The sequence below is a fragment of the Serratia sp. CoH_122_TC_1 genome (assembly GCF_058191755.1).
Genome location: NZ_JBXWLA010000013.1, coordinates 73257 through 99139, shown reverse-complemented (window position 1 = coordinate 99139; position 25883 = coordinate 73257). Strand labels below are relative to the sequence as shown.

16 protein-coding genes are annotated in these 25883 nt (G+C 55.7%); 9 read left to right on the top strand and 7 right to left on the bottom strand.

Features of this window, described 5'->3' with window-relative positions:
• Positions 1-131 precede the first annotated feature (131 nt).
• The 6 genes from asd to glgP all read left to right on the top strand — a co-directional run bounded on the left by asd (position 132) and on the right by glgP (position 11675).
• A complete protein-coding gene (gene asd, locus AC2FC2_RS17395; RefSeq protein ID WP_209639197.1) occupies positions 132-1235 on the top strand; it encodes an aspartate-semialdehyde dehydrogenase in 1104 nt (367 codons plus the stop codon).
• 496 nt (positions 1236-1731) lie between these two features.
• Positions 1732-3918, top strand: a complete 2187-nt coding sequence (glgB, locus tag AC2FC2_RS17390) for a 1,4-alpha-glucan branching protein GlgB (RefSeq protein ID WP_490659624.1) — start codon at positions 1732-1734, stop codon at positions 3916-3918.
• Positions 3915-5897 (top strand): glycogen debranching protein GlgX, encoded by a 1983-nt coding sequence (gene glgX, locus AC2FC2_RS17385; protein ID WP_490659623.1) that lies wholly within the window; start codon positions 3915-3917, stop codon positions 5895-5897. Before glgB ends, glgX begins: the two co-directional genes overlap by 4 nt.
• Before the next feature lie 15 nt (positions 5898-5912).
• Positions 5913-7190: a glucose-1-phosphate adenylyltransferase gene (gene glgC, locus AC2FC2_RS17380; protein WP_490659622.1), complete on the top strand. Its 1278-nt coding sequence runs from the start codon at positions 5913-5915 to the stop codon at positions 7188-7190.
• A gap of 253 nt (positions 7191-7443) precedes the next feature.
• A complete protein-coding gene (gene glgA / locus AC2FC2_RS17375; RefSeq protein ID WP_209639192.1) occupies positions 7444-8877 on the top strand; it encodes a glycogen synthase GlgA in 1434 nt (477 codons plus the stop codon).
• A 350-nt stretch (positions 8878-9227) separates the two neighbouring features.
• The gene (gene glgP, locus AC2FC2_RS17370) at positions 9228-11675 is read left to right on the top strand and encodes a glycogen phosphorylase (protein ID WP_209639190.1); all 2448 of its coding nucleotides are present in this window, start codon (positions 9228-9230) and stop codon (positions 11673-11675) included.
• A gap of 42 nt (positions 11676-11717) precedes the next feature.
• Here the strand turns inward: glgP and glpD are convergent, their stop codons facing one another.
• The 5 genes from glpD to malT form a co-directional block, all read right to left on the bottom strand.
• Positions 11718-13226: a glycerol-3-phosphate dehydrogenase gene (glpD, locus tag AC2FC2_RS17365; RefSeq protein WP_278431632.1), complete on the bottom strand. Its 1509-nt coding sequence runs from the start codon at positions 13224-13226 to the stop codon at positions 11718-11720.
• 256 nt (positions 13227-13482) lie between these two features.
• Entirely contained in the window at positions 13483-14241 is a 759-nt protein-coding gene (locus AC2FC2_RS17360; protein WP_020837378.1) for a DeoR/GlpR family transcriptional regulator, read from the bottom strand.
• A gap of 36 nt (positions 14242-14277) precedes the next feature.
• Complete coding sequence (gene glpG / locus AC2FC2_RS17355; RefSeq protein ID WP_209639186.1) at positions 14278-15114, bottom strand: rhomboid family intramembrane serine protease GlpG; 837 nt, start codon at positions 15112-15114, stop codon at positions 14278-14280.
• A 163-nt stretch (positions 15115-15277) separates the two neighbouring features.
• On the bottom strand, positions 15278-15604 hold the full coding sequence (gene glpE / locus AC2FC2_RS17350) for a thiosulfate sulfurtransferase GlpE (RefSeq protein ID WP_020837374.1): 327 nt from the start codon (positions 15602-15604) through the stop codon (positions 15278-15280).
• A gap of 83 nt (positions 15605-15687) precedes the next feature.
• Positions 15688-18402, bottom strand: a complete 2715-nt coding sequence (gene malT, locus AC2FC2_RS17345) for an HTH-type transcriptional regulator MalT (RefSeq protein WP_209639184.1) — start codon at positions 18400-18402, stop codon at positions 15688-15690.
• 542 nt (positions 18403-18944) lie between these two features.
• Here malT and malP point away from each other — a divergent pair.
• Together malP and malQ are read left to right on the top strand one after the other, a co-directional pair.
• Complete coding sequence (gene malP, locus AC2FC2_RS17340) at positions 18945-21350, top strand: maltodextrin phosphorylase (protein WP_490659621.1); 2406 nt, start codon at positions 18945-18947, stop codon at positions 21348-21350.
• Positions 21351-21359: 9 nt separating this feature from the next.
• On the top strand, positions 21360-23450 hold the full coding sequence (gene malQ / locus AC2FC2_RS17335) for a 4-alpha-glucanotransferase (protein WP_490308669.1): 2091 nt from the start codon (positions 21360-21362) through the stop codon (positions 23448-23450).
• 188 nt (positions 23451-23638) lie between these two features.
• On the opposite strand, the gene nfuA is transcribed toward malQ, so the two are convergent.
• Together nfuA and gntX are read right to left on the bottom strand one after the other, a co-directional pair.
• Positions 23639-24214 (bottom strand): Fe-S biogenesis protein NfuA, encoded by a 576-nt coding sequence (gene nfuA, locus AC2FC2_RS17330; RefSeq protein ID WP_012147309.1) that lies wholly within the window; start codon positions 24212-24214, stop codon positions 23639-23641.
• 67 nt (positions 24215-24281) lie between these two features.
• On the bottom strand, positions 24282-24965 hold the full coding sequence (gene gntX, locus AC2FC2_RS17325) for a DNA utilization protein GntX (protein ID WP_490659620.1): 684 nt from the start codon (positions 24963-24965) through the stop codon (positions 24282-24284).
• Between the two features lie 41 nt (positions 24966-25006).
• On the opposite strand from gntX, the gene bioH reads away from it, so the two are divergent.
• A complete protein-coding gene (gene bioH / locus AC2FC2_RS17320; RefSeq protein WP_490308667.1) occupies positions 25007-25801 on the top strand; it encodes a pimeloyl-ACP methyl ester esterase BioH in 795 nt (264 codons plus the stop codon).
• Positions 25802-25883: the final 82 nt, after the last annotated feature.

Genomic DNA, 25883 nt, shown 5'->3' with positions numbered 1-25883 from the left:
CTATAAGAAGGATTGCTGAGAATCGCTCACCCATCGAATAAATTCACTTTGCGCCTGCGCCGACATTTTGTAAGGTGGAGAGATATTGCACACAACTTATAGCAGTCATCCTCCAAGGCAGGACAGTCATTATGAAAAACGTTGGTTTCATCGGTTGGCGCGGAATGGTCGGCTCCGTACTCATGCAACGCATGACGGAAGAGCGCGATTTTGACGCCATTCGCCCGGTCTTCTTCTCTACCTCGCAACACGGTTCAGCGGCGCCGGTATTTGGCGGCCAGCAGGGCACGCTGCAAGATGCTTACGATGTTGAGGCGTTGAGCGCGCTCGACATTATTATTACCTGCCAGGGCGGCGATTATACCAACGAAATTTACCCGAAGCTGCGTGCAACTGGCTGGCAAGGGTATTGGATCGACGCAGCTTCTTCTCTGCGTATGCAAGACGACGCGATTATTATCTTGGATCCGGTCAACCGTGCGTTGATTCAGCAGGGTCTGGATAAAGGCATCAAGACCTTTGTTGGCGGCAACTGTACCGTTAGCCTGATGCTGATGTCTCTGGGTGGCCTGTTTGCCAATGATCTGGTTGAGTGGGCGTCAGTGGCGACTTACCAGGCGGCTTCCGGCGGCGGCGCGCGCCATATGCGTGAGCTGTTGACCCAAATGGGCATGCTGCACGCCGATGTGGCGAAGGAGCTGCAGGACCCGGCTTCGGCCATTTTGGATATCGAACGTAAAGTCACCGCCGCGACCCGCAGCGGTAAATTACCCACCGATAATTTCGGTGTGCCGCTGGCCGGTAGCCTGATTCCGTGGATCGACAAGCAACTCGATAACGGCCAGAGCCGCGAGGAGTGGAAAGGCCAGGCGGAAACCAACAAAATCCTGAACAGCGGTAGCCTGATCCCTGTCGACGGTTTGTGTGTGCGTGTTGGTGCGTTGCGCTGCCATAGCCAGGCGTTCACCCTGAAGCTGAAAAAAGACGTTTCACTGCCGGAAATCGAACAGATGCTGGCGACGCACAATGACTGGGTACGCGTGATCCCGAATGACCGCGAACTGACTATGCGTGAATTGACGCCAGCAGCGGTAACCGGGACGTTGAATACGCCGGTCGGCCGTCTGCGTAAGCTGAATATGGGGCCGGAATATCTGTCTGCGTTCACCGTGGGTGACCAGTTGCTATGGGGCGCGGCTGAACCGCTGCGCCGCATGCTGCGCATCCTGCTGTAACCTGAACCGTACTTCCCGGGGGCTGGCCTCTTTCAGCCCCCAAAAGCCTTATTTTCTTCCTTTTTCTCCGTTTCGGCGCGCTATGGTCTATGCCGTTGTAAAGGAGATAAAGCGCACCAGACATCGGTACACCTCCATGCGGGCAGCAGCGCAAAGACGTTGTCAGGCTGGCAGTTTTCTTAATGAAGAGTTTTCCTTGGTAATGGGCAATGTTTTTAACTGACATTAGCTATGCTTAAAGGACTGGCGGATAAATTTCAACCAGCGCTAAAAATAAGCATAAAGAGCGGAATTCGGACCGGGAAGGTGAGAATTGATCAATAACCGACCGCAATCACGCTTTAGATACCGAATGAATTGCATGATAACCAAAACGGCTATGGATTAAGCGTTATGCCCTGTGGATCTCAAGGTACAGCGTCTTCGTTGTAACCTGAAAGGCGATGGGCTTGCGCGGCCTCTTATAAATCATGCTCTTAATCTTAGGAAGAAGACTATGCCTGTACTTCCCGATCGTGACGTGATTGATCAGCTTTTCTCCGGCAACTCTGCCGATCCCTTTTCTCTGCTGGGCATGCATGCGGCTGATAACGGCCTGCAGGTACGTGCACTATTGCCTGACGCCAGTGAAGTCTGGTTGCTGGAACAGCAAACAGGCCGCCGGTTGGTACAGCTCAACTGCGACGATGAGCGCGGCTTTTTCAGCGCCACGGTCCCACGCCGCAAAACCCCGTTCCGCTATCAACTCGACGTCCGCTGGCACGATCACCAGCAGATCGTCGACGATCCCTACCGTTTTGGCACGCTGCTGCAAGATATCGATAGCTGGCTGTTGGCCGAAGGTACCCATTTACGTCCTTATGAACGCTTGGGTGCGCATCTCGCTACGCTTGATGACGTTGACGGTGTCAGCTTTGCGGTCTGGGCACCGAACGCCCAGCGTGTGTCGGTGGTCGGTGAGTTCAACTTCTGGGATGGCCGACGTCACCCAATGCGACTGCGCCGTGAAAACGGCATTTGGGAGCTGTTCCTGCCGGGGGTGAAAGCCGGGCAGTTGTACAAGTACGAAATCATTGATTGCTATGGCAATACCCAGTTGAAGGCCGATCCCTACGCTTTTGAAGCGCAGATGCGACCGGATACCGCGTCGCTGGTGGCGCCGTTACCTGCGGTGGTGGAAAACGCGCCAGAACGGCGGCGTGCGAATGATTTTGACCGACCGATTTCGATCTACGAGGTACATCTTGGCTCGTGGCGTCGTCACACCGACGATAACTTCTGGCTCAGCTATGGCGAACTGGCCGTACAGCTGATCGATTACGTTAAATATATGGGGTTCACCCATATTGAGTTGCTGCCGATTAACGAGCACCCGTTTGACGGCAGCTGGGGTTATCAGCCATTGGGGCTGTATGCCCCGACCCGGCGTTTCGGTACCCCGGCCGACTTTAAGGCGTTTGTGGCGGCCGCACACCAGGCAGGGATTAACGTGATCCTGGATTGGGTGCCGGGGCATTTCCCCAGCGATACCTATGGTCTGGCGAACTTCGACGGTACTGCATTGTATGAATACGCCGATCCGCGCGAAGGTTTCCATCAAGACTGGAATACCCTGATCTATAACTATGGCCGGCATGAGGTTCGCAACTATTTGGCGGGCAATGCGCTTTATTGGCTTGAGCGTTATGGCATAGATGCGTTGCGTGTCGATGCGGTGGCGTCAATGATCTACCGTGACTACAGCCGCGCCGACGGTGAGTGGGTGCCAAACTATTACGGCGGTAACGAGAATCTGGAGGCCATCGCCTTCTTGCGTTACACCAACCATACCCTTGGTAAGGAGCGCCCCGGTGCAGTCACGTTGGCGGAGGAGTCCACTGACTATCCGGGCGTAACGCTGCCGCCGGAATCCAACGGGTTGGGATTCCACTACAAATGGAATCTGGGCTGGATGCACGACACGCTCACCTACATGCAGTGTGACCCGGTGCACCGCAAGTATCATCACAATCAGATGACCTTCGGCATGTTGTACGCCTACACCGAAAACTTTGTGCTGCCAATCTCTCACGATGAAGTGGTGCACGGTAAAAAATCCATTCTCGATCGCATGCCCGGCGATGCCTGGCAAAAGTTCGCTAACCTGCGCGCCTATTACGGCTTTATGTGGGCGCACCCAGGCAAGAAACTGCTGTTTATGGGGTGTGAGTTTGCCCAAGGGCGCGAGTGGAATTTTGATAGCAGCCTCGACTGGCATCTGCTGGAAGGCTTAGATAACTGGCATCACGGTGTGCAGCGGCTGGTGCGAGATCTGAACCATTGCTACCAGCAACACGCCCCGTTGTATGAGCGGGATTACCGCCCAGACGGCTTCGAGTGGCTGGTGGTGGATGATCACGATAACTCGGTTTTTGCCTTTGCCCGCTATGACGCACATGGCAATGAACTGATCGTCGTCAGCAACTTTACCCCAGTCCCGCGCCATCATTATCGCATCGGTATTTCACGCGCCGGTGAATACCGAGAAATTCTCAATACCGATTCACACCATTATCACGGCAGCAATACCGGCAACCAGGGCCGCGTAGTGTCCGAGCAAACTGGCCATCACGGCCGCGAGCATTCTATTAGCGTGACCGTACCGCCGCTGGCGACCATCTACCTGCTGCGGGAGGCGCCATGACTGAGCTGACGCCGGGTATCGCCGCGCCTCTCGGGGCGCATTATGACGGTAATGGCATCAACTTTAGCCTGTATTCCTCCCATGCCACGGGCGTGGAACTGTGTCTGTTTGACGAACAGCAGCGCGAAATCCGCCTGCCGCTGACGACGCGGAGCGGCGATATCTGGCACGGTTACTTACCGGGTGGCAAGCCAGGTCAGCGTTACGGTTACCGGGTGCATGGCCCGTTCGATCCTGCGCACGGGTTGCGTTTTAATCCCAATAAACTGTTGTTGGATCCCGCGGCCCGGGCGGTAGAGGGACCCGTGGCGGACGATCCTTACCTGCACGGGGGTTATGATCGGCCGGATAAGCATGACAGCGCTGAATTGATGCCGAAATGCGTGGTGATCGACGAGGTTTACGACTGGCAAGATGATCGTCCCCCGGCCACGCCGTGGGGGAAAACGGTGATCTACGAGGCGCATGTGCGCGGTCTGACCCTGCAGCACCCGGATATTCCGCCGGTGTTGCGCGGCAGTTTCGCTGCGCTCGGCCATCCGGTAATGATCGCGTATTTCAAGCGCCTTGGCATCACCGCGCTGGAACTGCTGCCGGTCCAGCAGCACAGCTCCGAGCCACGTTTGCAGCGCCTCGGGTTGATTAACTACTGGGGCTATAACGTGCTGGCGCCTTTTGCGCCGGACAACCGTTATTCCAGTTTGCGGACAGAGATGACGCCGCTGCGTGAGTTTCGCGATGCGGTTAAAGCGCTGCACAAAGCCGGCATTGAAGTGATTCTCGACGTGGTGTTCAACCATAGCGCCGAGCTTGATATCGACGGGCCAACGCTGTCGTTACGCGGTATTGATAACCCGGGCTACTACTGGCTGACACCGGATGGCGGCTACGTGAACGATACCGGTTGTGGTAACACCCTGCGATTGGATCAGCCGCAAGGTGTGGCTTGGGTGATGGACTGCCTGCGTTTTTGGGTCGGCGAATGCCATGTTGATGGTTTCCGCTTTGATCTGGGCAGCGTACTCGGTCGCACGCCGGCGTTTGATCGTGATGCACCGCTGTTCCAGGCGATGCTGGCGGACGATCTGCTGTCGCGCTGCAAACTGATTGCCGAGCCGTGGGATATTGGCCCCGGTGGGTATCAGGTAGGCCAATTCCCAGGGCGCTTCGCCGAGTGGAACGATCATTATCGCGACGATATACGCCGTTTTTGGTTGCAGGACGGCGTATCGCTGGGGCAATTCGCCCAACGTTTCGCTGCTTCCAGCGATCATTTTAACCAACGCGGGCGTGCGCCGTACGCCAGCATCAACATGCTGACCGCTCATGACGGGTTTACCCTGCAGGATCTGGTCAGTTTTAACCGCAAACACAACCAACTGAACGGTGAAGGTAACCGTGACGGCAGTGATCGTAACTTTAGCAATAACCACGGTGTTGAAGGCCCGATTGCCGACGACGCCATTTTGCAACGCCGTAGGGCTAGCCAGCGGGCACTGCTTGCCACGCTGTTACTGTCCCAGGGTACGCCGATGCTGCTGGCCGGCGACGAGCATGGACACAGCCAGCAGGGCAACAACAATGCTTATTGTCAGGACAATGCTATCACCTGGCTCGACTGGGCCACGGCAGATGACTCACTCACCACGTACACCGCTGCATTGATCCGTCTGCGTCAACAAATCCCCGCTCTGCAGCATGACCGCTGGTGGCAGGAAGGCGACGGTAACGTGCAGTGGCTGAACGCGCAGGGGCAACCGCTCGGCGCACAACAGTGGGAGCAAGGGGCTCTGCAGTTGCAGATCCGCTTGTCGCAACGCTGGCTGGTGGTGGTAAACGCCACGCAGCAAGCCGCGGAGATGACGTTGCCCGACGGCGATTGGCAGCTTGTCGCCCCTTTTACTCAGGAAGATTCGCGGGCGGTTTTACCCGCCTGGAACCAGGCTGCGCACTCGATTTGCGTGCTGGTAAAGAAATAATAAAAGGAGTCAGCTATGGTTAGGTTTGAAAATAAAGACCCCCTGATGTTGGCACGCCAACTGCCGATTAAGTCTGTCGCCCTGATTCTGGCGGGGGGCCGCGGTTCGCGTTTGAAAGATTTAACCTCAACCCGGGCCAAGCCAGCCGTTCATTTTGGCGGTAAATTCCGCATCATCGATTTTGCCCTGTCGAACTGCCTGAATTCGGGGATCCGCCGCATTGGCGTGATCACCCAATACCAGTCCCATACTTTGGTACAGCATATTCAGCGCGGCTGGTCGTTCCTCAATGAAGAGATGAACGAGTTTGTCGATCTGTTGCCGGCACAACAACGCCTCAGTACCGAGCACTGGTATAAGGGCACGGCGGACGCGGTATACCAGAACCTGGATATCATCCGTCGTTACGAGGCCGAGTATGTGGTGATCCTGGCAGGCGATCACATCTACAAGATGGATTACTCGCGCATGCTGATCGACCATGTGGAAAAGGGGGCGCAATGTACCGTGGCCTGTTTGCCGGTGCCGCGCGAGGAGGCCAGCGAGTTTGGTGTGATGGAAGTAGACGAAAACGACCTGATCCTCGAGTTCCTGGAGAAACCCAGTAATCCACCGCCGATGCCGGGTAACCCGGATATGTCGCTCGCCAGCATGGGGATCTACATCTTCAACGCCGATTACCTGTTCCAATTGCTGGAGGAGGACATGTCTACGCCGGGCTCCACCCATGACTTCGGCAAGGATCTGATCCCGAAAATCACGGCCCAAAAGGCGGCATGGGCACATCCGTTCACGTTGTCCTGCGTCACGTCCAACCCCGATCTGCCGCCATACTGGCGCGATGTGGGCACGCTGGAGGCTTACTGGCGTGCCAACCTCGATCTGACTTCCGTGACGCCGGAGTTGGATATGTACGATCGCGCCTGGCCAATCCGCACCCATATGGAGCCGTTGCCACCTGCCAAGTTCGTACAAGATCGTTCCGGTAGCCACGGTATGACCATGAACTCGCTGGTATCCGGTGGCTGCATCGTCTCCGGATCGGTGGTGGTGCATTCGGTGCTATTCCCGCGAGTGCGGGTGAACTCGTTCTGCACCATCGACTCTACCGTATTGCTGCCCGACGTTAACGTCGGCCGTTCCTGCCGTCTGCGGCGCTGCATCATCGACCGTGCCTGTCATATTCCCGAGGGCATGGTGATTGGCGAAAACGCCGACGAAGACAGCAAACGCTTTTATCGTTCAGAAGGCGGCATCGTGCTGGTCACGCGCGAAATGTTGTCAAAGTTGTGAGTTAAGGTAGTCGGCAGCAATAACGACCCAACGGATTTTTAGTCGCGGCTAGGTGGCCAGGACGAGAAGCCCCGGGAGTTTACTCAGGTAAGCGACTGGGGCGAGTCAACACAGCCAACAACACAGCGGTTTTAAAGGCGAAGGGTAGACCTGCCGCCATATATAAACGGACTGATGGCTTGCACAACGCGGGATTAATAACAGCGGCAAGCCTGCTTTTCCAGAGTAATTTAGCCGATTCTCAGGAGTGATAATGCAGGTTTTACACGTATGTTCTGAAATGTTCCCCCTGTTGAAAACCGGAGGGCTCGCAGACGTGGTTGGCGCATTACCGGCGGCTCAGATCGCCGAAGGCGGCGATGTTCGGGTGTTATTGCCCGCTTTTCCTGACGTGCGCAACGGCATACCGGATTCGGTGCTGGTGGCGGAGATCGATTCGTTCGCCGGTCGCGTTGGCCTGCGTTACGGTACCTACCACGGTGTGGGCATCTACCTGATTGATGCCCCTTGGCTGTACGAGCGGCCGGGCAGCCCATATCACGACCAATCCATGAATGCCTATTCCGATAACCATCGGCGTTTTGCCCTGCTGGGCTGGATAGCCTGTGAACTGGCTAAGGGGCTGGATCGCTACTGGCGCCCGCAGGTGGTGCATGCTCATGACTGGCACGCCGGGCTGGCCTGCGCCTATCTGGCGGCTAACGGCCACCCTGCACGTTCCATTTTTACCGTGCACAATCTGGCCTATCAGGGGCTGTTTTCCGCCCACCACGTACCGGAATTGTGGCTACCGCCATCGTTCTACAATGTTTACGGTCTGGAGTTTTACGGCCAGATGTCATTCCTGAAAGCAGGCTTGTATTACGCCGATCACATCACTGCCGTTAGCCCAACGTACGCGCGTGAGATTACCCGACCGGAGTTCGGCTACGGCATGGAAGGGTTATTACAAGAACGCCAGCGGCAAGGGCGGTTGAGCGGCATTCTCAATGGCGTGGATGACAAGATTTGGGACCCGTCCCACGATCCGCGCCTGACCGCCCGCTATGACGCCGACAATTTGAAAAACAAAGCCAAGAACAAGCTGCACCTGCAAAAAGCCATGGGCCTGAAGGTGGACGAGTCGCTGCCGGTGTTTGCGGTAGTGAGCCGTCTCACCAGCCAAAAAGGGCTGGATCTGGTATTGGAAGCGCTGCCTGCACTGCTGGAGCAAGGCGGCCAATTGGCGCTGTTAGGGGCCGGTGATGCGGTGTTGCAGCAGGCGTTTTTGGCTGCGGCCGCGGACTACCCGGAACAGGTCGGCGTTCAGATTGGCTACCATGAGGCCTTTTCACATCGCATTATCGGCGGAGCGGATGTGATCATGGTGCCCAGTCGCTTCGAACCCTGCGGGCTGACCCAACTCTATGGCCTGAAATACGGCACGCTGCCGCTGGTGCGCCGCACCGGTGGATTGGCGGACACGGTGGTCGATTGCGCGCTGGAGAATCTGGCCGATGGCAGCGCCAGCGGATTTGTCTTTGATGATTGTGATGCCGCCGCACTGGGCAACGCCATTCGGCGCGCCATGGTGCTGTGGAGTAGACCTAAGCATTGGCGTCACGTCCAGCGCCACGCGATGAGCGTGGATTTTGGCTGGCAAGTCGCGGCAAAGGAATATTTGTCGCTTTATTCCCGTCATATTTGACGCTACCTCAGTGTTGGCTGCATTCACTTACCCGAATCACTTACCTGTGTAAGTGATTCGGGATAAGTTCCCTTGCCGCCTTGATGCAGCGCCAATTATTTTGGGTATATCAACACCTATTGTAATGCCCTATGAATTTCAAATTGCAGCCGGGTGGCCAGCTTACTCATCCCCAGATACTTACTTTAGTCAGTCACTGGGGTGTCAAATCTGTCGGGAACAGATTTGAACGCTGCTTGCAGCGGCCCCTTAAGGGGTGTGGCCCACGGATGGGCCACGTAACTGAGTGCAGGTAACACGGCTGTGGTTTGAAAGGCGACGGGCAGTCACGAACTTGGGATCGAAAAGCTATGACTTCACCGATTAGTTACACCTCACCCACGGTCAGTGTTGAAGCGCTGAAACACTCCATCGCTTATAAGTTGATGTTTATTGTCGGCAAGGACCCGGCTATCGCCAACCAGCATGATTGGCTGAACGCCGTGCTGTTCGCGGTGCGCGACCGCATGGTGGAACGTTGGTTACGCTCTAACCGTGCACAACTTTCACAGGATGTGCGTCAGGTGTATTACCTGTCGATGGAATTTCTGATTGGCCGCACGTTGTCCAATGCCCTGCTGTCGATGGGAATTTATCAGGATATCGACGATGCACTCAATGAGATGGGGCTGAGTCTGAGTGACTTGCTGGAGGAAGAGAACGATCCGGGTCTGGGCAACGGTGGGCTGGGGCGTCTGGCCGCGTGTTTTCTTGATTCGCTGGCAACGTTGGCATTGCCGGGGCGTGGCTACGGCATTCGCTATGAATATGGGATGTTCAAACAAAATATCGTCAATGGCCAGCAAATGGAATCGCCAGACTATTGGCTGGAATACGGTAATCCATGGGAATTCCCACGCCATAATACCCGTTATAAGGTGCGTTTTGGCGGTCGGATCCAACAAGAGGGTGCCAAGGCGCGGTGGGTGGAAACCGAAGAGATCATTGCTACCGCTTACGATCAGGTAATCCCCGGTTTTGATACCGATGCTACCAACACCCTGCGGCTGTGGAGTGCGCAGGCCAGTAATGAAATCAACTTGGGCAAATTTAATCAGGGCGATTACTTTGCGGCGGTGGAGGATAAAAACCACTCGGAAAACGTATCACGCGTACTGTACCCGGACGACTCAACCTCTTCCGGGCGCGAGCTTCGCCTGCGACAGGAGTATTTCCTGGTGTCGGCCACGGTGCAGGATATTCTCAACCGCCACTGGTTGATGCACAAAACCTTCGATAACCTGGTCGATAAGATTGCCATTCACCTGAATGACACTCACCCGGTGTTGTCTATCCCGGAACTGATGCACCGGTTAATCGACGAGCATAAATTTAGCTGGCTTGATGCCTGGGCGGTGGTGGAGCAGGTATTCTCCTATACCAACCACACGCTGATGAGCGAAGCGCTGGAAACCTGGCCGCTGGATATGATCGGCCGGATTTTGCCGCGTCACCTGCAGCTGATTTTCGAGATCAACGATCACTTCCTTAAACACGTGCAGGAGGTGATACCGGACGACAATGAATTACTGGCACGCGTGTCGATCATTGATGAAACCAATGGCCGCCGGGTGCGCATGGCCTGGCTGGCGGTGGTGGCCAGCCATAAGGTTAACGGTGTGTCCGCGCTGCATTCCGAACTGATGGTGCAGTCACTGTTTGCCGACTTCGCCCGTATCTTCCCCGATCGCTTCTGCAATAAAACCAATGGGGTAACGCCACGCCGTTGGCTTGGGTTGGCTAACCCGCCGCTGTCCGCCGTGCTGGATGACAGCATTGGCCAGACCTGGCGCACCGATCTCAGCCAGCTGAGTGAGATCAAGGCGAATGTTGATTACCCGAGCTTCTTGCAGGCGGTGCAGGCTGCCAAGCGAAAGAACAAGGAGCGACTGGCGACTTACATCGCCAAAACGCTGAATGTGGTGGTCAACCCAGATGCGTTATTCGATGTACAGATTAAGCGCATTCACGAATACAAACGGCAACTGCTCAACGTGTTGCATGTGATCACGCTGTATAACCGGCTGCTGGAGGATCCGGAAACTGAACGGGTACCGAGGGTAGTGATCTTTGCCGGTAAGGCGGCGTCGGCTTATTACGCCGCCAAACAGATCATCCGCCTGATCAACGACGTGGCCAAGGTGATCAACAACGATCCGCGGGTGCATACCCAACTGAAAGTGGTGTTTATCCCGAATTACGGTGTCAGTTTGGCGCAGATGATCATTCCGGCGGCGGATCTTTCTGAACAGATCTCGCTGGCGGGCACCGAGGCGTCAGGCACCAGTAATATGAAGTTCGCTCTCAATGGTGCGCTGACCATAGGTACGCTGGACGGTGCCAATGTCGAGATGCTGGAGCACGTGGGTGAGGAGAATATCTTTATCTTCGGCAACACCGCCGAGCAGGTCGAGGAGCTGCGACGCAACGGTTACAACCCGCATCTTTATTATGAGCAGGATCCCGAGTTGCATCAGGCGTTGACCCAGATTGCCACCGGGGCTTTCAGCCCGGAAGAGCCAAAGCGCTACAGTAATCTGTTTGATTCGCTGGTGAACCTGGGCGATCACTACCAACTGCTGGCCGATTATCGCAGCTATGTCGATACGCAGGATAAGGTGGATGAGGTGTATCGCAATCAGGATGACTGGACGCGGCGAGCGATATTGAATATTGCCAATATGGGCTACTTCTCGTCCGACCGTACCATTCAGGAATACGCAGACGAAATCTGGAACATCAAACCCATCAAGCTGTAATGCAAAAGGGCCGGATATCCGGCCCTTTTTACGTTTAGCGATTTACGATGCCAGAGACAGCGTTTTCGCTTTCGCGTGTTCCGCCAGCCAGGTTTTGACCCGTGCCTGCTGTGCTTCATCCAACCACATACCTAATTTGGTACGACGCCAGATAGCATCTTCCAATTCCACCACCCACTCTTTGTCGATCAGGTAGCGCAGTTCAGCTTCGTACAAGCCGTGGCCGAATTCTTCCCCCAGATCGCTGAGGCTTTTGGCATCGGCCAAAATCAGCTCGCTGTGGCTGCCGTAGGTGCGTGCATAGCGGCGAGCCAATGACTCAGGTAACCAGCTGTGTTCACGACGCAGTTTCGCCGCGTAGCTGTCGCGATCGCCACCGATGTCGCCACCTGGCAGTGAACCGTTTTTGGTCCATGCCGGGCCGCAGCCAGGGTAGTAGTGTGCCAGTTTTTCCATCGCATGCTCTGCCAGCTTGCGGTAGGTCGTCAGCTTGCCACCGAACACGGACAGCAGTGGGGCTTTACCTTGTTCGTCATGCACGTCCAGCGTGTAGTCACGGGTAACGGCCTGTGGCGAGTCTGACTCGTCATCACACAGCGGGCGCACGCCGGAGTAGGTCCAGACAATATCGTCACGGCCCAACTGCTTCTTAAAGTGGTCGTTATACACTTTCAGCAGATAGTTGATTTCGTTATCGTCGATCTTCACGTCTTTTGGATCGCCATGATATTCCACGTCAGTGGTACCGATGATGGAGAACTCATCGTTCCATGGGATGACAAAGACGATACGGTGGTCTTCGTTCTGCAGAATATAGGACTGCGGCTGGTCATGCACACGCGGTACCACGATGTGACTGCCTTTGATCAAGCGGATACCGTAAGGGGATTTCAGCTTCAGGCCATCATCGAAGAAGTGTTTCACCCATGGGCCAGTGGCATTCACCAGGCCCTTGGCACGCCAGGTGAAGGTTTTACCGCTGTCGACGTCAACCGCTTCCACCATCCACAGCCCGTTTTCACGCCATGCGCGGGTCACCTTGGTACGGGTACGGACTTCACCGCCACGTTTTTCGACTTCCTGGGCGTTGAGTACCACCAGGCGAGCATCGTCGACCCAGCAGTCAGAATATTCGAAACCGCGCTTCAATTCTGGCTTCAGCACCGATTCTGGTCCAAAGCGCAACCCCTTGCTGCCTGGCAGGCTGGTGCGTTTACCCAGGTGATCGTACAGGAACAGACCGATGCGGATCATCCAGGCTGGACGCAGGTGAGGCTGGTGCGGCAGGCGGAAGCGCATTGGGAAGGCAATATGCGGTGCCAGTTTTAACAGCACTTCACGTTCGGCCAGCGCCTCGCTCACCAGACGGAATTCGTAATGCTCCAGGTAGCGCAGGCCACCGTGGATCAGTTTGGAACTGGCGGAAGACGTAGCACAGGCCAAGTCTTGCGCTTCCAGCAGCAGAACGGACAGGCCGCGCCCGGCAGCATCCGCCGCGATGCCGGCACCGTTGATGCCGCCACCGATAACGATCAAGTCTTTGGTTTCCACGTCAACTTCCTCCAGATGTTCGAAATAGCTCTTTCATGTTCGTTTTCGCTCATGATTGTAATCAAAAACCAACAAACAAGCCAAGACTTAACCAAACAAAAACATTTAGGCGTGATAGAGGTAACAGTTTGATGATGGTAGTTATACAAAGTGAAGGGGTATTTTCGTTCTGGAACTGCAGGGTTCAGCAGGCTGAACCCTGTCTATAACGGCAGGTCTGGCGGGGCGGAGTGGGGTTAAATGAACGGTAAAAGACTCAGCACAACTCCAGCTGCACATCGTACTGTTCGATGATTTTCATCACGCTTGGCGGCGGCAGTTGATCGGTAAACAGGTAGTCGATCAGGTTCATATTGCCGAGGTTAACCATGGCATTACGGCCGAATTTGGAGTGGTCGGTCACCAGCATGACGCAGCGCGAGTTTTCGATAATTGCGCGTTTGGTGCGCACTTCGTGATAGTCGAATTCAAGCAGTGAGCCATCCATATCGATGCCGCTGATGCCCAGAATGCCGTAATCGAGACGGAATTGAGAGATAAAATCCAGCGTGGCTTCGCCCATGATGCCCCCATCACGCGTACGTACTTCACCGCCAGCCAGGATCAGACGGAAATCTTCTTTGGCGGTCAGCAGGGTGGCGACGTTCAGGTTATTGGTTACCACGCGCAGGTTCTTGTGATTCATCAGCGCATGAGCCACGGCTTCCGGGGTCGTGCCGATGTCGATAAACAGCGTGGCGCCGTCAGGGATTTGACTGGCGACGCGTTGGGCGATACGCGCTTTCTGTTCCGACCACATCACCTTGCGATCGTTATAAGCGGCGTTAACTGAGCTGGAAGGCAACGCCGCACCACCGTGGTGGCGCTGGATTTTGTTTTGATCGGCCAGGTCATTCAAGTCACGGCGAATCGTTTGCGGGCTGACGTCAAAATGTTCGACCAGTTCTTCCGTACTGACATAACCTTGCAGGCGCACCAGCTCGATAATTGCGTCATGACGCTGTGTTTGCTTCACGGTAATCCCCTAAAACGCCCGGCTTGTACCTGGCTGTTATTGTTCGTTGTGCGCGCGATGACGCGTGTCCCAAAATGCCATCAATAACCCTAACACTAAACCGGCAACGTGTGCCGCGTTAGCGATCGACATTCCTAAAATATCGAAATACCCGGCCACCAGCCACAGAACGGAAAACACCATCAGGCCGCGCGGCAGCATCAGGCCACGTTCCGGTGCCCGCTCCCCGCTGAGCCAGCAGTAACCCATCAACGCGTAGACCACGCCGGACAGGCCACCGAACAGGGCTCCGCTGAACAGCGACTGTGCCCAGCCGCTGAAGAAGGCCGAAACCACCGCCAATACGAACAGTTTGCCGGCACCGAGACGTTTTTCCATCGGACCACCGAGATACCACCACCACATCAGGTTAAAGGTAATATGCAGCAGTGAGAAATGCAGGAAGGCGTGGCTGACCCAGCGCCACAATTGCAGGTATTGGCTGCTGTCTTGTGGCCAGGACAGCCAGTACATCACGGTGTCGTCACCCAGTATTTGCATCAGGATATACACCGCAATGCACAGCACCATCACACTCAACGTCAGTGGCCCGGCTTTGCTGTACAGCGTTTGCAGATAGGAATAGCCCTGATAGTGGAGTTCGGCGTTGGTACTTCCGGCCTGCCAACTGGCCGCCCGATAGCGACTATTGAGCGGATCGACCAGGAACTGCTGGAGTTCGTGCTGTACTTGCTCCAGATGGCTGTCGTCAGCCAGCCAGATTTCTGCCGCTTCGTCAGTATTGTGCACCCTAAGCTCAATGTGTTGTGTCGCCATGTAATCGACAAAGGCCTGCGCCAGGCGGGGATTGGAGACGGCGATAACTCGAACCATAGGTATTCCGTTTAATGAGATGATTTTAGCCGTCGGTTTACCCCGGCGGCGTTGACGGCTGATTATACCGTCGAAATCCTGAGCGCAGGCAACGGATCTGCGTAAAACCAGCAAAAACACGCACTAACGACGCGAGAAAGAACCCCGCCGGCGGCGGGGAGAATTAGGCAGAGGTTTCAACGTCCTGCGGATACTGACGAGCCCAGGCTTCAAAGCCGCCGTCGATGCTGTACACCGCATCAAACCCTTGATGCAGCAGATATTGCGCCGCGCTGCGGCTGCTGTTGCCGTGATAGCACATCACCATCACCGGACGATCGAAGTCGTTCTGCTGCATGAAGGTTTGCAGGCTGGCGTTAGTAAGGTGAAAGGCGCCTGGCGTGTGCCCGGCTTCAAAACTTTGCGGATCGCGGATGTCGACCAGGGCGGCGCTGTCATCTTTCCAACGGCTGTGCGCCTGCTCAACGTTGATCGCTTCAAACTGTTCCATGACTTCGGACTGCCTCGTAATATGAATATGCCGCCATTGTAGTCAATTTCGCGGCAATTAAGACCAGAGCATTAATGTGGTTTTTAGGCGCCGTAGCCCATCATCTTCAGCAGTTGCTGCGCCTGTTGCACCGCCTCTTGACGATGGGCCACGCCCAGCTTCTGATACAGATTGCGGATGTGGGTTTTGATGGTGGTGGCCGCCACGTCCAGTTCGCCAGCGATTTGGTCGTTGCTGTAACCCGAATAAATCAGCCCCAACACCTGCCATTCACGCTGCGTCAGCGGGCTGGTGCGGATCAGTTCGGGTACCTGCGGATGGGTCAGCAGTTTATCGACGAAATTCTCGTCAAAATGCGCGAACTTATGCCGATGATGCTGGTTGATGTCGCGCAGAATACGCTGGGCGCGATGGTTTTCCAACTCCGGCAGCGTATTGAGTTGGATCAGTTGGCGTAGTTGCTGCGCCATCGCTTCGCCTTCAATGACGAAGTGGCTGATAAAGCCGGTGCGGCTGGCCAATGACAGAGCTTCCATCAGGACCTTTTGCGCGTCGCTTTTGCGCTCCATCTGCCAATAAAGCTGGTTGCTGAGCAACAGGTTACGGTTCAAATCGCTGACCAGCCGCAGGCGGCGGGCATTTTCGTTGAGTTCATCCAGCACCACTTCGGCTTCTTCATACTGACCCAGCATGATTTGCACCCGCGCGATATTACGCCACTGGCCCTGCATAAAGTGGTTATCCGCCATACCGGGTTTTTCCGTCTGGCGCAGCCATTGAGCCGCAGCGGCAGTATCGCCGGTCATCTGCCAGTGGATCACGCGTGGTTTGTCCGCGTTGGTGAGCCAGTCGCGGTGGTATTGGGTGCCGTGCAGCAGCACTTCGCACCGTTGCATATGCGCATTGGCATTATCCAGATCGCCACGCGCCAGCGAACACTTGGCCAGCATGGCGATACACTGCAACTGTTGCTGAGGCTGGTAGTTCGCCAGGATTTTTAGGCCTTCGCGAGCGGCATCTTCCGCTTCGTCCAGGCGCGCCCATGACCACAGGATCTGCGCGCGAATGCGCAACAGGAACTCATGCATCGGTAACTGTTCCAGATGCTGTTCACGTACCAGTTCAAAGGCTTTGTCCTGTGTTTCGTAAGCGGCCTGCAGGAAACCTTGAGCAATCAGGATCTCGCTTTGCTGCAACAGCGCCCACAGCGCGTAGTGGTAAGCCTGATGGCGCCGAGCCATTTGTTCCGTTTGTTGCATCATCGGCAGCGCACGGGCCAACTCACCCTTGCAATGATGGACTTCGCCGGTCACCGAGGTCGCGACGATGCGGCTGTAATAGCTGGAAAGCGGCAAGAACTTCAGCGCTTCAGTGGCCAAGCGTTCGGCCTCTTCCGGCTTACCTGCGTTGATGGCGACCTGTGCACGCAGGGCGTCAAATTCGGCATGCAGGGTGCGATCGACGTCAATTTTTTGTTCGCGCATTGCTTGCTCTGCGCGTTCCAGCAGCGTGTTCACTTCGATATAGCGGTGCTGGCTTTGTGCTAACCAGGCCTGCAGCAGCGCCAGTTTAGGATTTTGGATCAAGCGCTCATAGGGCAGTGCATTCAAACACTCTTCCAACAGGGCCAATTCACTGTGGTGGAACAGTGACCATGCGTGTTGCAGCAGAATATCACGCAGCATGCTGACATCACTGGCTGCCAGTGCATGATGAATCGCCTCCGCCGGGTAGCCCAGCGCCAGCCAACCTTCGGCAGCGGCGCGGTGCAGGCCCGGTAATTCCAACGCCAGCTCCCATTGGCAGCGTTGACGCAGGAAGGTGGCGAACAAAGGGTGGAAGCAGAACCACTCACCGCTATCGTCCATGCGGTGGATAAACAGCCCCTGGCGCTCCAGCTCTTCTAACCGTTGCTGGCCGTTGTCTTCGCCGGTCAGACGCACAATCAGCGCATCATTCATCGAGCGCAGTACCGAACAACGCAGTAAGAAGGCACGCGCATCGGCATCAACGTGATCCAGGACTTCGTCCACAAGATAATCGGACAGATGGCTGGCGTTCAGCCCGGCCAGGCGTTTGGCCGATTGCTGTGCGGAAGAGGTGGATTGCCGTGCGGACAGCGCAATCAGCTGCAGCGCAGTGGCCCAGCCTTCGACCTCATCACACAGGCGGCTGCTGTCTTGCTGTTCCATGGGGGCAACCAGACGGCAGTCGAAGAACTGCTTGGCTTCATGATGGGTGAATGCCAATTGCTGCGTGCCCATCTCCAATAACTGATCGCGCACGCGCAAGTTGGCGATGCCGAGCGGCGGCAGGGTGCGCGAAAGCAGGATCAGCGTCAGGTTTTCTGGTTGATGGCGCAGGAAGAAGCGCATGGCTTCGTGGATGACGTCGTTGGTGATCAGGTGGTAGTCGTCAATCACCAGGTATAGGGGGTGATGCCAATCAGAAAGTTCAATAAACACCTGGGCGAACAGCGCTGACAAACTGGCGTACTGATGCTTTTGGCTTAGCGCCTCGCTCTTCACACAGTGGCCACCGCTGGCGTGCTGCAACGCTGCGATCAGGTAGCTGGCGAAGCGCTCGGGTTGGTTGTCGCTTTCATCCAGCGAATACCAGCCTAAATCTGACTTGCCGGCCGCCCACTGTGCGACCAGCGTCGTTTTCCCGTATCCCGCAGGGCAATTGACCAATGTCAGGCGATAGTTGGCCGCGCTGGCTAATTTGGCCAACAGGCGATCGCGGATCACGGTATTTTGCAGCCGTACCGGACGGCTCAGTTTCGATGGGATCAGCATAGTATTCCAGAGTGAAAATCGCGGTGCCCGCCGCCGAGGCTTGCCCGATGGCGTTTATGTCATCACTACGCCTGCCGGGATCTGAGGGGGTTAATTATTTTATGGCTCGTAATTAATCCCCCTCCTAAGTTCTGACAACGTTAAACGTATTGCAACAAGGTTCAGCATTGGCTTGGAGTTATATTGCTATTGATCACACTTTTTTACGTTTGCAGGCAATTCCTTGCCGAATCGCAGTGCAGTGGCGCGGTTTGGTGACGCAGGTGCAGGAAAGCATTTCCGGGTGTGTGCGACACTACAGACGCTGCAATAACTATGCTAACGTTATTGAACAAGTTTTCACCGTATTCTCAGTGCTCGTCGCGTTCGTCGGTGGGCTTTTTTGCATGATGCAAGGGAGTCAAAAAGTGCCTGAGATCACAATTTTAGCTACGCCCCAATCCTCCTCCCCAGCTAATCCCCAAGCGGGATGATGCCTTCACGCTTTCTCCCCGGCACGATAACGGTAATTTGACCCACTTACTGGATAGAGAGTTTTCCTTATGTCACAGCCTACGCTTAAAAAGGATGCTTTTCTGGCGGCACTGACCCGTCAGTGGCAACAGTTTGGCCTCAGTTCCGCACAACAGATGACCCAGCACCAATGGTGGGAAGCGGTAAGCCGCGCATTGGCCGAACAGTTGGCAGCGCAACCGGCACCGCGCAAAAGCAGTAAGCCGCTACGCCATGTGAACTACATTTCGATGGAGTTTCTGATTGGCCGTTTGACGGCCAACAACCTGATTAACCTGGGCTGGTATGACACCGTCGAGCAGGCATTGGCGGAACAGGATATCAAGCTGGCAGATCTGCTGGAGCAAGAAACCGATCCGGCGTTGGGCAATGGTGGGCTGGGGCGTTTAGCGGCCTGTTTCCTGGATTCGATGGCAACGGTAGAGCAACCGGCCACCGGTTACGGGCTGAATTACCAATATGGCCTGTTCCGTCAGTCGTTCAGCGGCGGGCAGCAACAAGAAGCGCCGGATAACTGGCAACGGGAAAGTTACCCGTGGTTCCGTCACAATGCCGCGTTATCCGTCGATGTCGGCATTGGCGGCAAACTGGAAAAACTGGCCGATGGCCGCGAACTGTGGCGCCCGGCGTTTACCCTGCGCGGTGAAGCCTGGGATCTGCCGGTACTGGGCTTCCGTAATGGCGTGTCTCAGCCCCTGCGTCTGTGGCAGGCAACCCATCAGCATCCATTCGATCTCAGCGACTTCAACGACGGCAAATTCCTGCAGGCGGAGAAACAGGGTGTAGAAGCGGCCAAACTGACGAAGGTGCTGTACCCGAATGATAATCATCAGGCGGGCAAGCGTCTGCGCTTGATGCAGCAATACTTCCAATGCGCCTGTTCGGTGGCAGATATCCTGCGTAAGCACCATCTGGCGGGCCGCAAGATTGAAGACCTGCCGAAATTCGAAGTGATCCAGCTTAACGATACCCACCCAACCATCGCCATCCCGGAAATGCTGCGCATTTTGCTGGATGAGCACCAGTTGGACTGGGATGCGGCCTGGGCAATCACCAGCAAAACGTTCGCCTACACCAACCACACTCTGATGCCTGAAGCGCTGGAATGTTGGGATGAGAAATTGGTACGCAGCCTGCTGCCGCGCCATTTCTCCATCATTAAGCAGATCAACGCCAATTTCAAAAAGCTGGTGGATAAACACTGGCCGGGCGATGCCGCCGTGTGGGCCAAGCTGGCGGTACACCATGATAAACAGGTGCGTATGGCTAACCTGTGTGTCGTCAGTGGTTTTGCGGTCAATGGGGTGGCGCAGTTGCACTCTGATCTGGTGGTGAAAGATCTGTTCCCGGAATACCACCAACTGTGGCCGAACAAATTCCATAACGTCACTAACGGGATTACGCCACGCCGCTGGCTGAAGCAGTGTAACCCGGCGCTGTCAGGGCTGATTGATGAAACGCTGAAGGTGGAGTGGGCTAACGATCTCGACGCGCTGAAAGGGCTGGAGAAATACGCCGATGATGCGGCGTTCCGCCAGCGTTATCAGCAGATCAAACGTGATAACAAAGTGGTGTTGGCTAACTACGTGCACGACGTCATGGGGCTGAAGCTGAACCCGGACGCCATCTTCGACGTGCAGATCAAACGCCTGCATGAATATAAACGCCAGCATCTGAACCTGCTGCACATTCTGTCGCTGTACCGTCAACTGCGTGATAACCCGCAGCTGGATATTGTGCCGCGCGTGTTCCTGTTCGGTGCCAAGGCGGCTCCGGGCTACTATTTGGCGAAGAACATCATTTACGCGATCAACCAGGCGGCGGAAAAGATCAACAACGATCCGCTGGTGAAGGATCGGCTGAAAGTGGCGTTCATTCCTGACTACCGCGTGTCTGTTGCTGAACTGATGATCCCGGCTGCGGATATCTCTGAGCAGATCTCCACCGCGGGCAAGGAAGCCTCAGGCACCGGCAATATGAAGCTGGCGTTGAACGGTGCGCTGACGGTTGGCACGTTGGATGGCGCTAACGTGGAAATCGCCGAGCAAGTCGGTGAAGACAATATCTTTATCTTCGGCAATACCGTGGATCAGGTGAAGGCGCTGCTGGCGAAAGGCTATGATCCGCTCAGTTACCGTAAGAAAGACAAGCATTTGAAGGCAATCCTGGACGAACTGGCGAGTGGTGCATTCAGTCATGGCGACAAGCATGCATTCGACATGATGCTGCACAGCCTGCTGGAAGGGGGGGACCCTTATCTGGTGCTGGCGGATTTTGCTTCTTACTGCAAAGCTCAACAGCAGGTAGATGAACTTTACCGTGACCGTGATGAATGGACGCGACGTACTATTCTTAACACCGCGCGTGTCGGTATGTTCAGTTCGGATCGCTCGATCCGCGACTACCAGCAGCGTATCTGGCAAGCCAAGCGTTAAGGAGAGTGAATGGATCGCAAGGTCATCGATCAGGCGGCTGCTCAGGCGGGTATCGCTGCTGACTATATTAATGCTCATGGTAAACAACAGGCAATTGACGAGGACACCAAGCGTAGACTGCTAGACGCAATGGGGCGGGGTACGGCCCCGTTGGAAGCGGTAATGACGCCGCTTCCGGCGGTGAAGGTATTCTATGAAGGAGCGCCGGTGGCGTTACCGCTCGCGGGCAGTGGCGAATATCTCTGGGCGTTACAGCGTGAGGACGGCGGTCAACAACAGGGGCGTGCCAGCGCACGCAAAACATTTACCCTGCCAGGTGAGTTACCGACGGGTTATCACCAGCTGACGCTGACACAGGGTGAACAGCAGTGGCAGTGCCGATTGATTGTGGCACCGAAACGCTGCTTTGAGCCCGATGCCTTGCTGACCGGAAAAAAACTGTGGGGGGCCTGTGTCCAGCTTTACACCTTGCGATCCGATCGTAACTGGGGCATTGGCGATTTCGGCGATTTGCGGCAGATGGTTGAGCAAGTGGGGGAGCGGGGGGGCGCTTTTGTCGGGCTGAATCCGATCCACGCGTTGTACCCTGCCAACCCCGACAGCGCCAGCCCGTACAGCCCGTCATCGCGCCGTTGGCTGAACGTGATCTACATCGATGTCAACGCGGTAGAGGATTTTCAGCGCAATGACGCGGCACAGAAATGGTGGCTGAAGCCGGCCACGCAAAAAAAGCTGGCCCAAGCGCGCAACAGCAAGCTGGTGGATTACAGTACGGTAACGCAGTTGAAGCTGGCGGCGCTGAAGTTGGCGTTCCCGCTTTTCCAGGCGCGTAAAGCCGGTGACGGACTGCGTCAGGCATTTGAACAGTTTGTTATCGAGGGGGGTGACAGCCTGTATCAGCAGGCTGCATTTGACGCGTTGCATGCCCATCTTGCCGCAGAAGACACGAGTCTGTGGGGTTGGCCTGCCTGGCCGGAACATTATCAGCAAGGGGACAGCGCGGCAGTTAAGCAGTTCTGCCAGCAACAGCAGGATCAGGTAACCTTCTACCTGTGGTTGCAGTGGCTGGCTGCCAGCCAGTTTGCGGATTGTTTTCGTCAGAGCCAGCAACAGCACATGCCGATTGGTTTGTACCGCGATTTGGCGGTCGGTGTGGCAGAAGGCGGCTCGGAAACCTGGTGTGAGCGTGAGCTGTATTGCCTGAAAGCCTCTGTCGGGGCGCCGCCGGACATTTTGGGGCCACTGGGACAAAACTGGGGCCTGCCACCGATGGACCCGCACGTAATGGCAGCGCGCGGCTACCAGCCGTTTATCGATCTGTTGCGCGCCAATATGACCAGTTGTGGTGCGTTGCGTATCGACCATGTGATGGCGCTACTGCGTCTGTGGTGGATTCCTTATGGTGAAACCGCCGTTCACGGTGCCTATGTAAAATACCCGGTGGATGATTTACTGGCGGTATTGGCGCTGGAAAGCCAGCGCCATCGCTGCATGGTGATTGGTGAGGACCTTGGCACCGTACCGGTTGAGATTGTGGGCAAGCTGCGCGACAGCGGTGTCTATTCCTATAAGGTGTTGTATTTCGAACGCGACGGTGAGAATCACTTCCGTGCGCCGCAGGCCTATCCTGTGCAGGCCATGGCGACCATCACCACGCACGATCTGCCCACGCTGCGTGGCTATTGGCAAAGTGGCGATCTGCAGCTTGGCAACTCGCTGGGGTTGTATCCAGATGCCGAGGTCTTGAAAGAGCTGTTTGCCGATCGCGAACGTGCCAAGCAAGGGTTGTTGGACGGGCTGCATCACTATGGCTGTGTACCGCTGAAGGTGGGTAAAAAGGCGGCATTGTTGAAGATGAGCCCATTACTTAACCGGGGCTTGCAGCGCTATGTTGCCGACAGCGCCAGCGCGTTATTGGGGCTTCAGCCGGAAGATTGGTTGGACATGGCTGACCCGGTCAATATTCCCGGGACCAGCGATCAATACCCTAACTGGCGGCGAAAACTGACGCACACTTTGGAGGAAATGTTTGCCGATCAGCAGGTTAACCGGCTGCTTAAGGATTTGGACAAGCGGCGGCGTAAGGTGTCGGTAGGCTAATCATGGGTCCAAGATTGCATTAAAGATGAGATCTGAACACTATGATTCTTATCCTTAATGTTGGGATACCTGAATTAATTGGAGTTGCAGCCAGGCGGCAAGTGCCTCAATCCCCAGGAGCTTACTTTCGTAAGTGACTGGGGGGACGCACCTAGCCAACAACGCTGCAACTTCACGTCAAAAGGGTATCAGTAATAGGAGTGCTCGCCGCGCTGGTGTTCGGTCAGATCGCGCACGCCTTTCAGTTCAGGGAACTTCTGCAGCAGCTCTTTCTCGATGCCTTCCTTCAGGGTCACATCGACCATGGAACACCCGTTACAACCGCCGCCGAATTGCAGGATAGCCAGGCTGTCGTCGGTGATTTCCATCAGCGTCACACGGCCGCCGTGGCCTGCCAGCTGTGGGTTAATCTGTGACTGCAGCACGTATTCAACACGCTCCATCAGCGGGGCATTGTCATCAACCTTGCGCATTTTGGCGTTTGGCGCTTTCAGTGTTAACTGGGAGCCCAATTGGTCGGTGACGAAGTCGATTTCGGCATCGTCCAGATACGGTTTGCTCAGCTCGTCGATATAGGCAGACAGTTTTTCGAACTTCAGCTCGGTGTCTGTCGCTTCAACGGCGTCCGGCGGGCAATAAGAGACACCGCATTCGGCCGTAGGCGTACCCGGATTGATCACGAATACGCGGATTTGGGTGCCTTCCTCTTGGTTTGCCAATAGTTTGGCAAAGTGTTCCTGTGCAGTATCTGTTATACGAATCATGGCATTAGCTCGTTAGTTCAAATAGTTGACTTCTATACTAGGTTATAATACGCCCATTGCCGTGGCACTACAACGTGCGGCAAACGCACCAGATCTGTATTGATGCAACGCCCTGCCGCTGTAGTAGCTTAGCGATTTCCGCCACCGTGCTGCCCGTCGTGACCACATCATCCAACAAAGCAACATGCCGACCCATCAAGGGTTCATTGCAGCGGAATGCACCGCGCAAATTGCGCCGCCGCACACGAGCCGTTAGGTGCTGTTGTGGTGCGGTTTTACGTACCCGACTCAGGGCCGCGGGGAGATAGTCGCACCCTAACCAGTAGGCCAAAGGCCGTGCCAGCAGGTCGCTCTGGTTATAGCCGCGCTGCCAACAACGTTTTGCCTGTAAGGGTACAGCTAAAATGACATCGGGTCTGTTCAGATATTGCTCTCGATGTGCCTGTTGCCAGTTTAGTAATATTAGCCGTGCCAACAGCGGGGCCAGTTCTGGTGTGTGTTGAAACTTGAATTTTCCGATCAGCTGGCGCAGCGGGGCTTGATAGTCGCTGACGAACACCAGTGACTGCCAGGGGGGAGGTTGTTGCAGGCAGCGACCGCAGGGCCGCGCGGTGTCACCTGCAGGCAGGCCGCAACGTGGACAGCAAAGCGGTTTGGTGGGTAAATGACGCAGGCAGTAGCTGCAGATGCCGTGACAATGAAGGCGTAGTGGTTGTCGGCATAGCCAACAACGGCTTTGGATTGATAGCATAGCCGTCCTCCCTGACGGATGAGAATGAAGGACAATAACTGATGACTGCGTTGTACTGGCAAACCCTAGGTGAAGGCGATCGCGATCTTGTGCTGTTGCACGGGTGGGGGCTGAATGCGCAGGTGTGGAGTTGCATGCTAGAGCGACTGACGCCGCATTTTCGCCTGCATCTGGTTGATCTGCCTGGATATGGCCGTAGCCAAGGTTTTGGGGCTATGTCGCTTGAGCAGATGGCAGAGACCCTGTTAGCTGCCGCCCCGGCAAATGCCTGGTGGCTAGGCTGGTCGCTCGGCGGGCTGGTGGCCAGCCAGATTGCGCTCATGCAGCCGCAACGGGTACGTGGGCTGATTACCGTGGCGTCTTCGCCATGCTTTGCGGCTCAGGAAGACTGGCCAGGGATCCGCCCTGACGTGTTGAGTGGTTTTCAGCATCAGCTGGGGCAAGATTTTCAGCGTACCGTAGAGCGTTTCTTGGCATTACAAACGCTGGGTACGGAAAGCGCGCGGCAGGATGCCCGCTTGTTGAAGTCTGTGGTGCTTGACCAGCCGATGCCTGGCGTTGACGTTCTGAACGGCGGGTTGGAGATGCTGCGTACCACCGATTTTCGCGAGCCGCTGGCGGGGTTGACGCTCCCATTACTACGCATTTACGGTTATTTGGATGGATTGGTGCCACGTAAAGTCGCTGGTTTGCTGGATGTCATGTGGCCGCACTCGCCCTCTGTCATCATTGCGAAAGCGGCCCATGCGCCATTTATTTCCCATCCTGATGAGTTCGCAGAAATTATTTGCACCTTTGTGGCTGAAAACGGGATCCGACGCCAAAACGCACAATAAAGCGCTAAAAAAAGAGCCGCTTAGTGGATAAAAAATAAACCTGTTCAATACTTAGGGGGGTAACTGCGTTGGCTGGAAAATG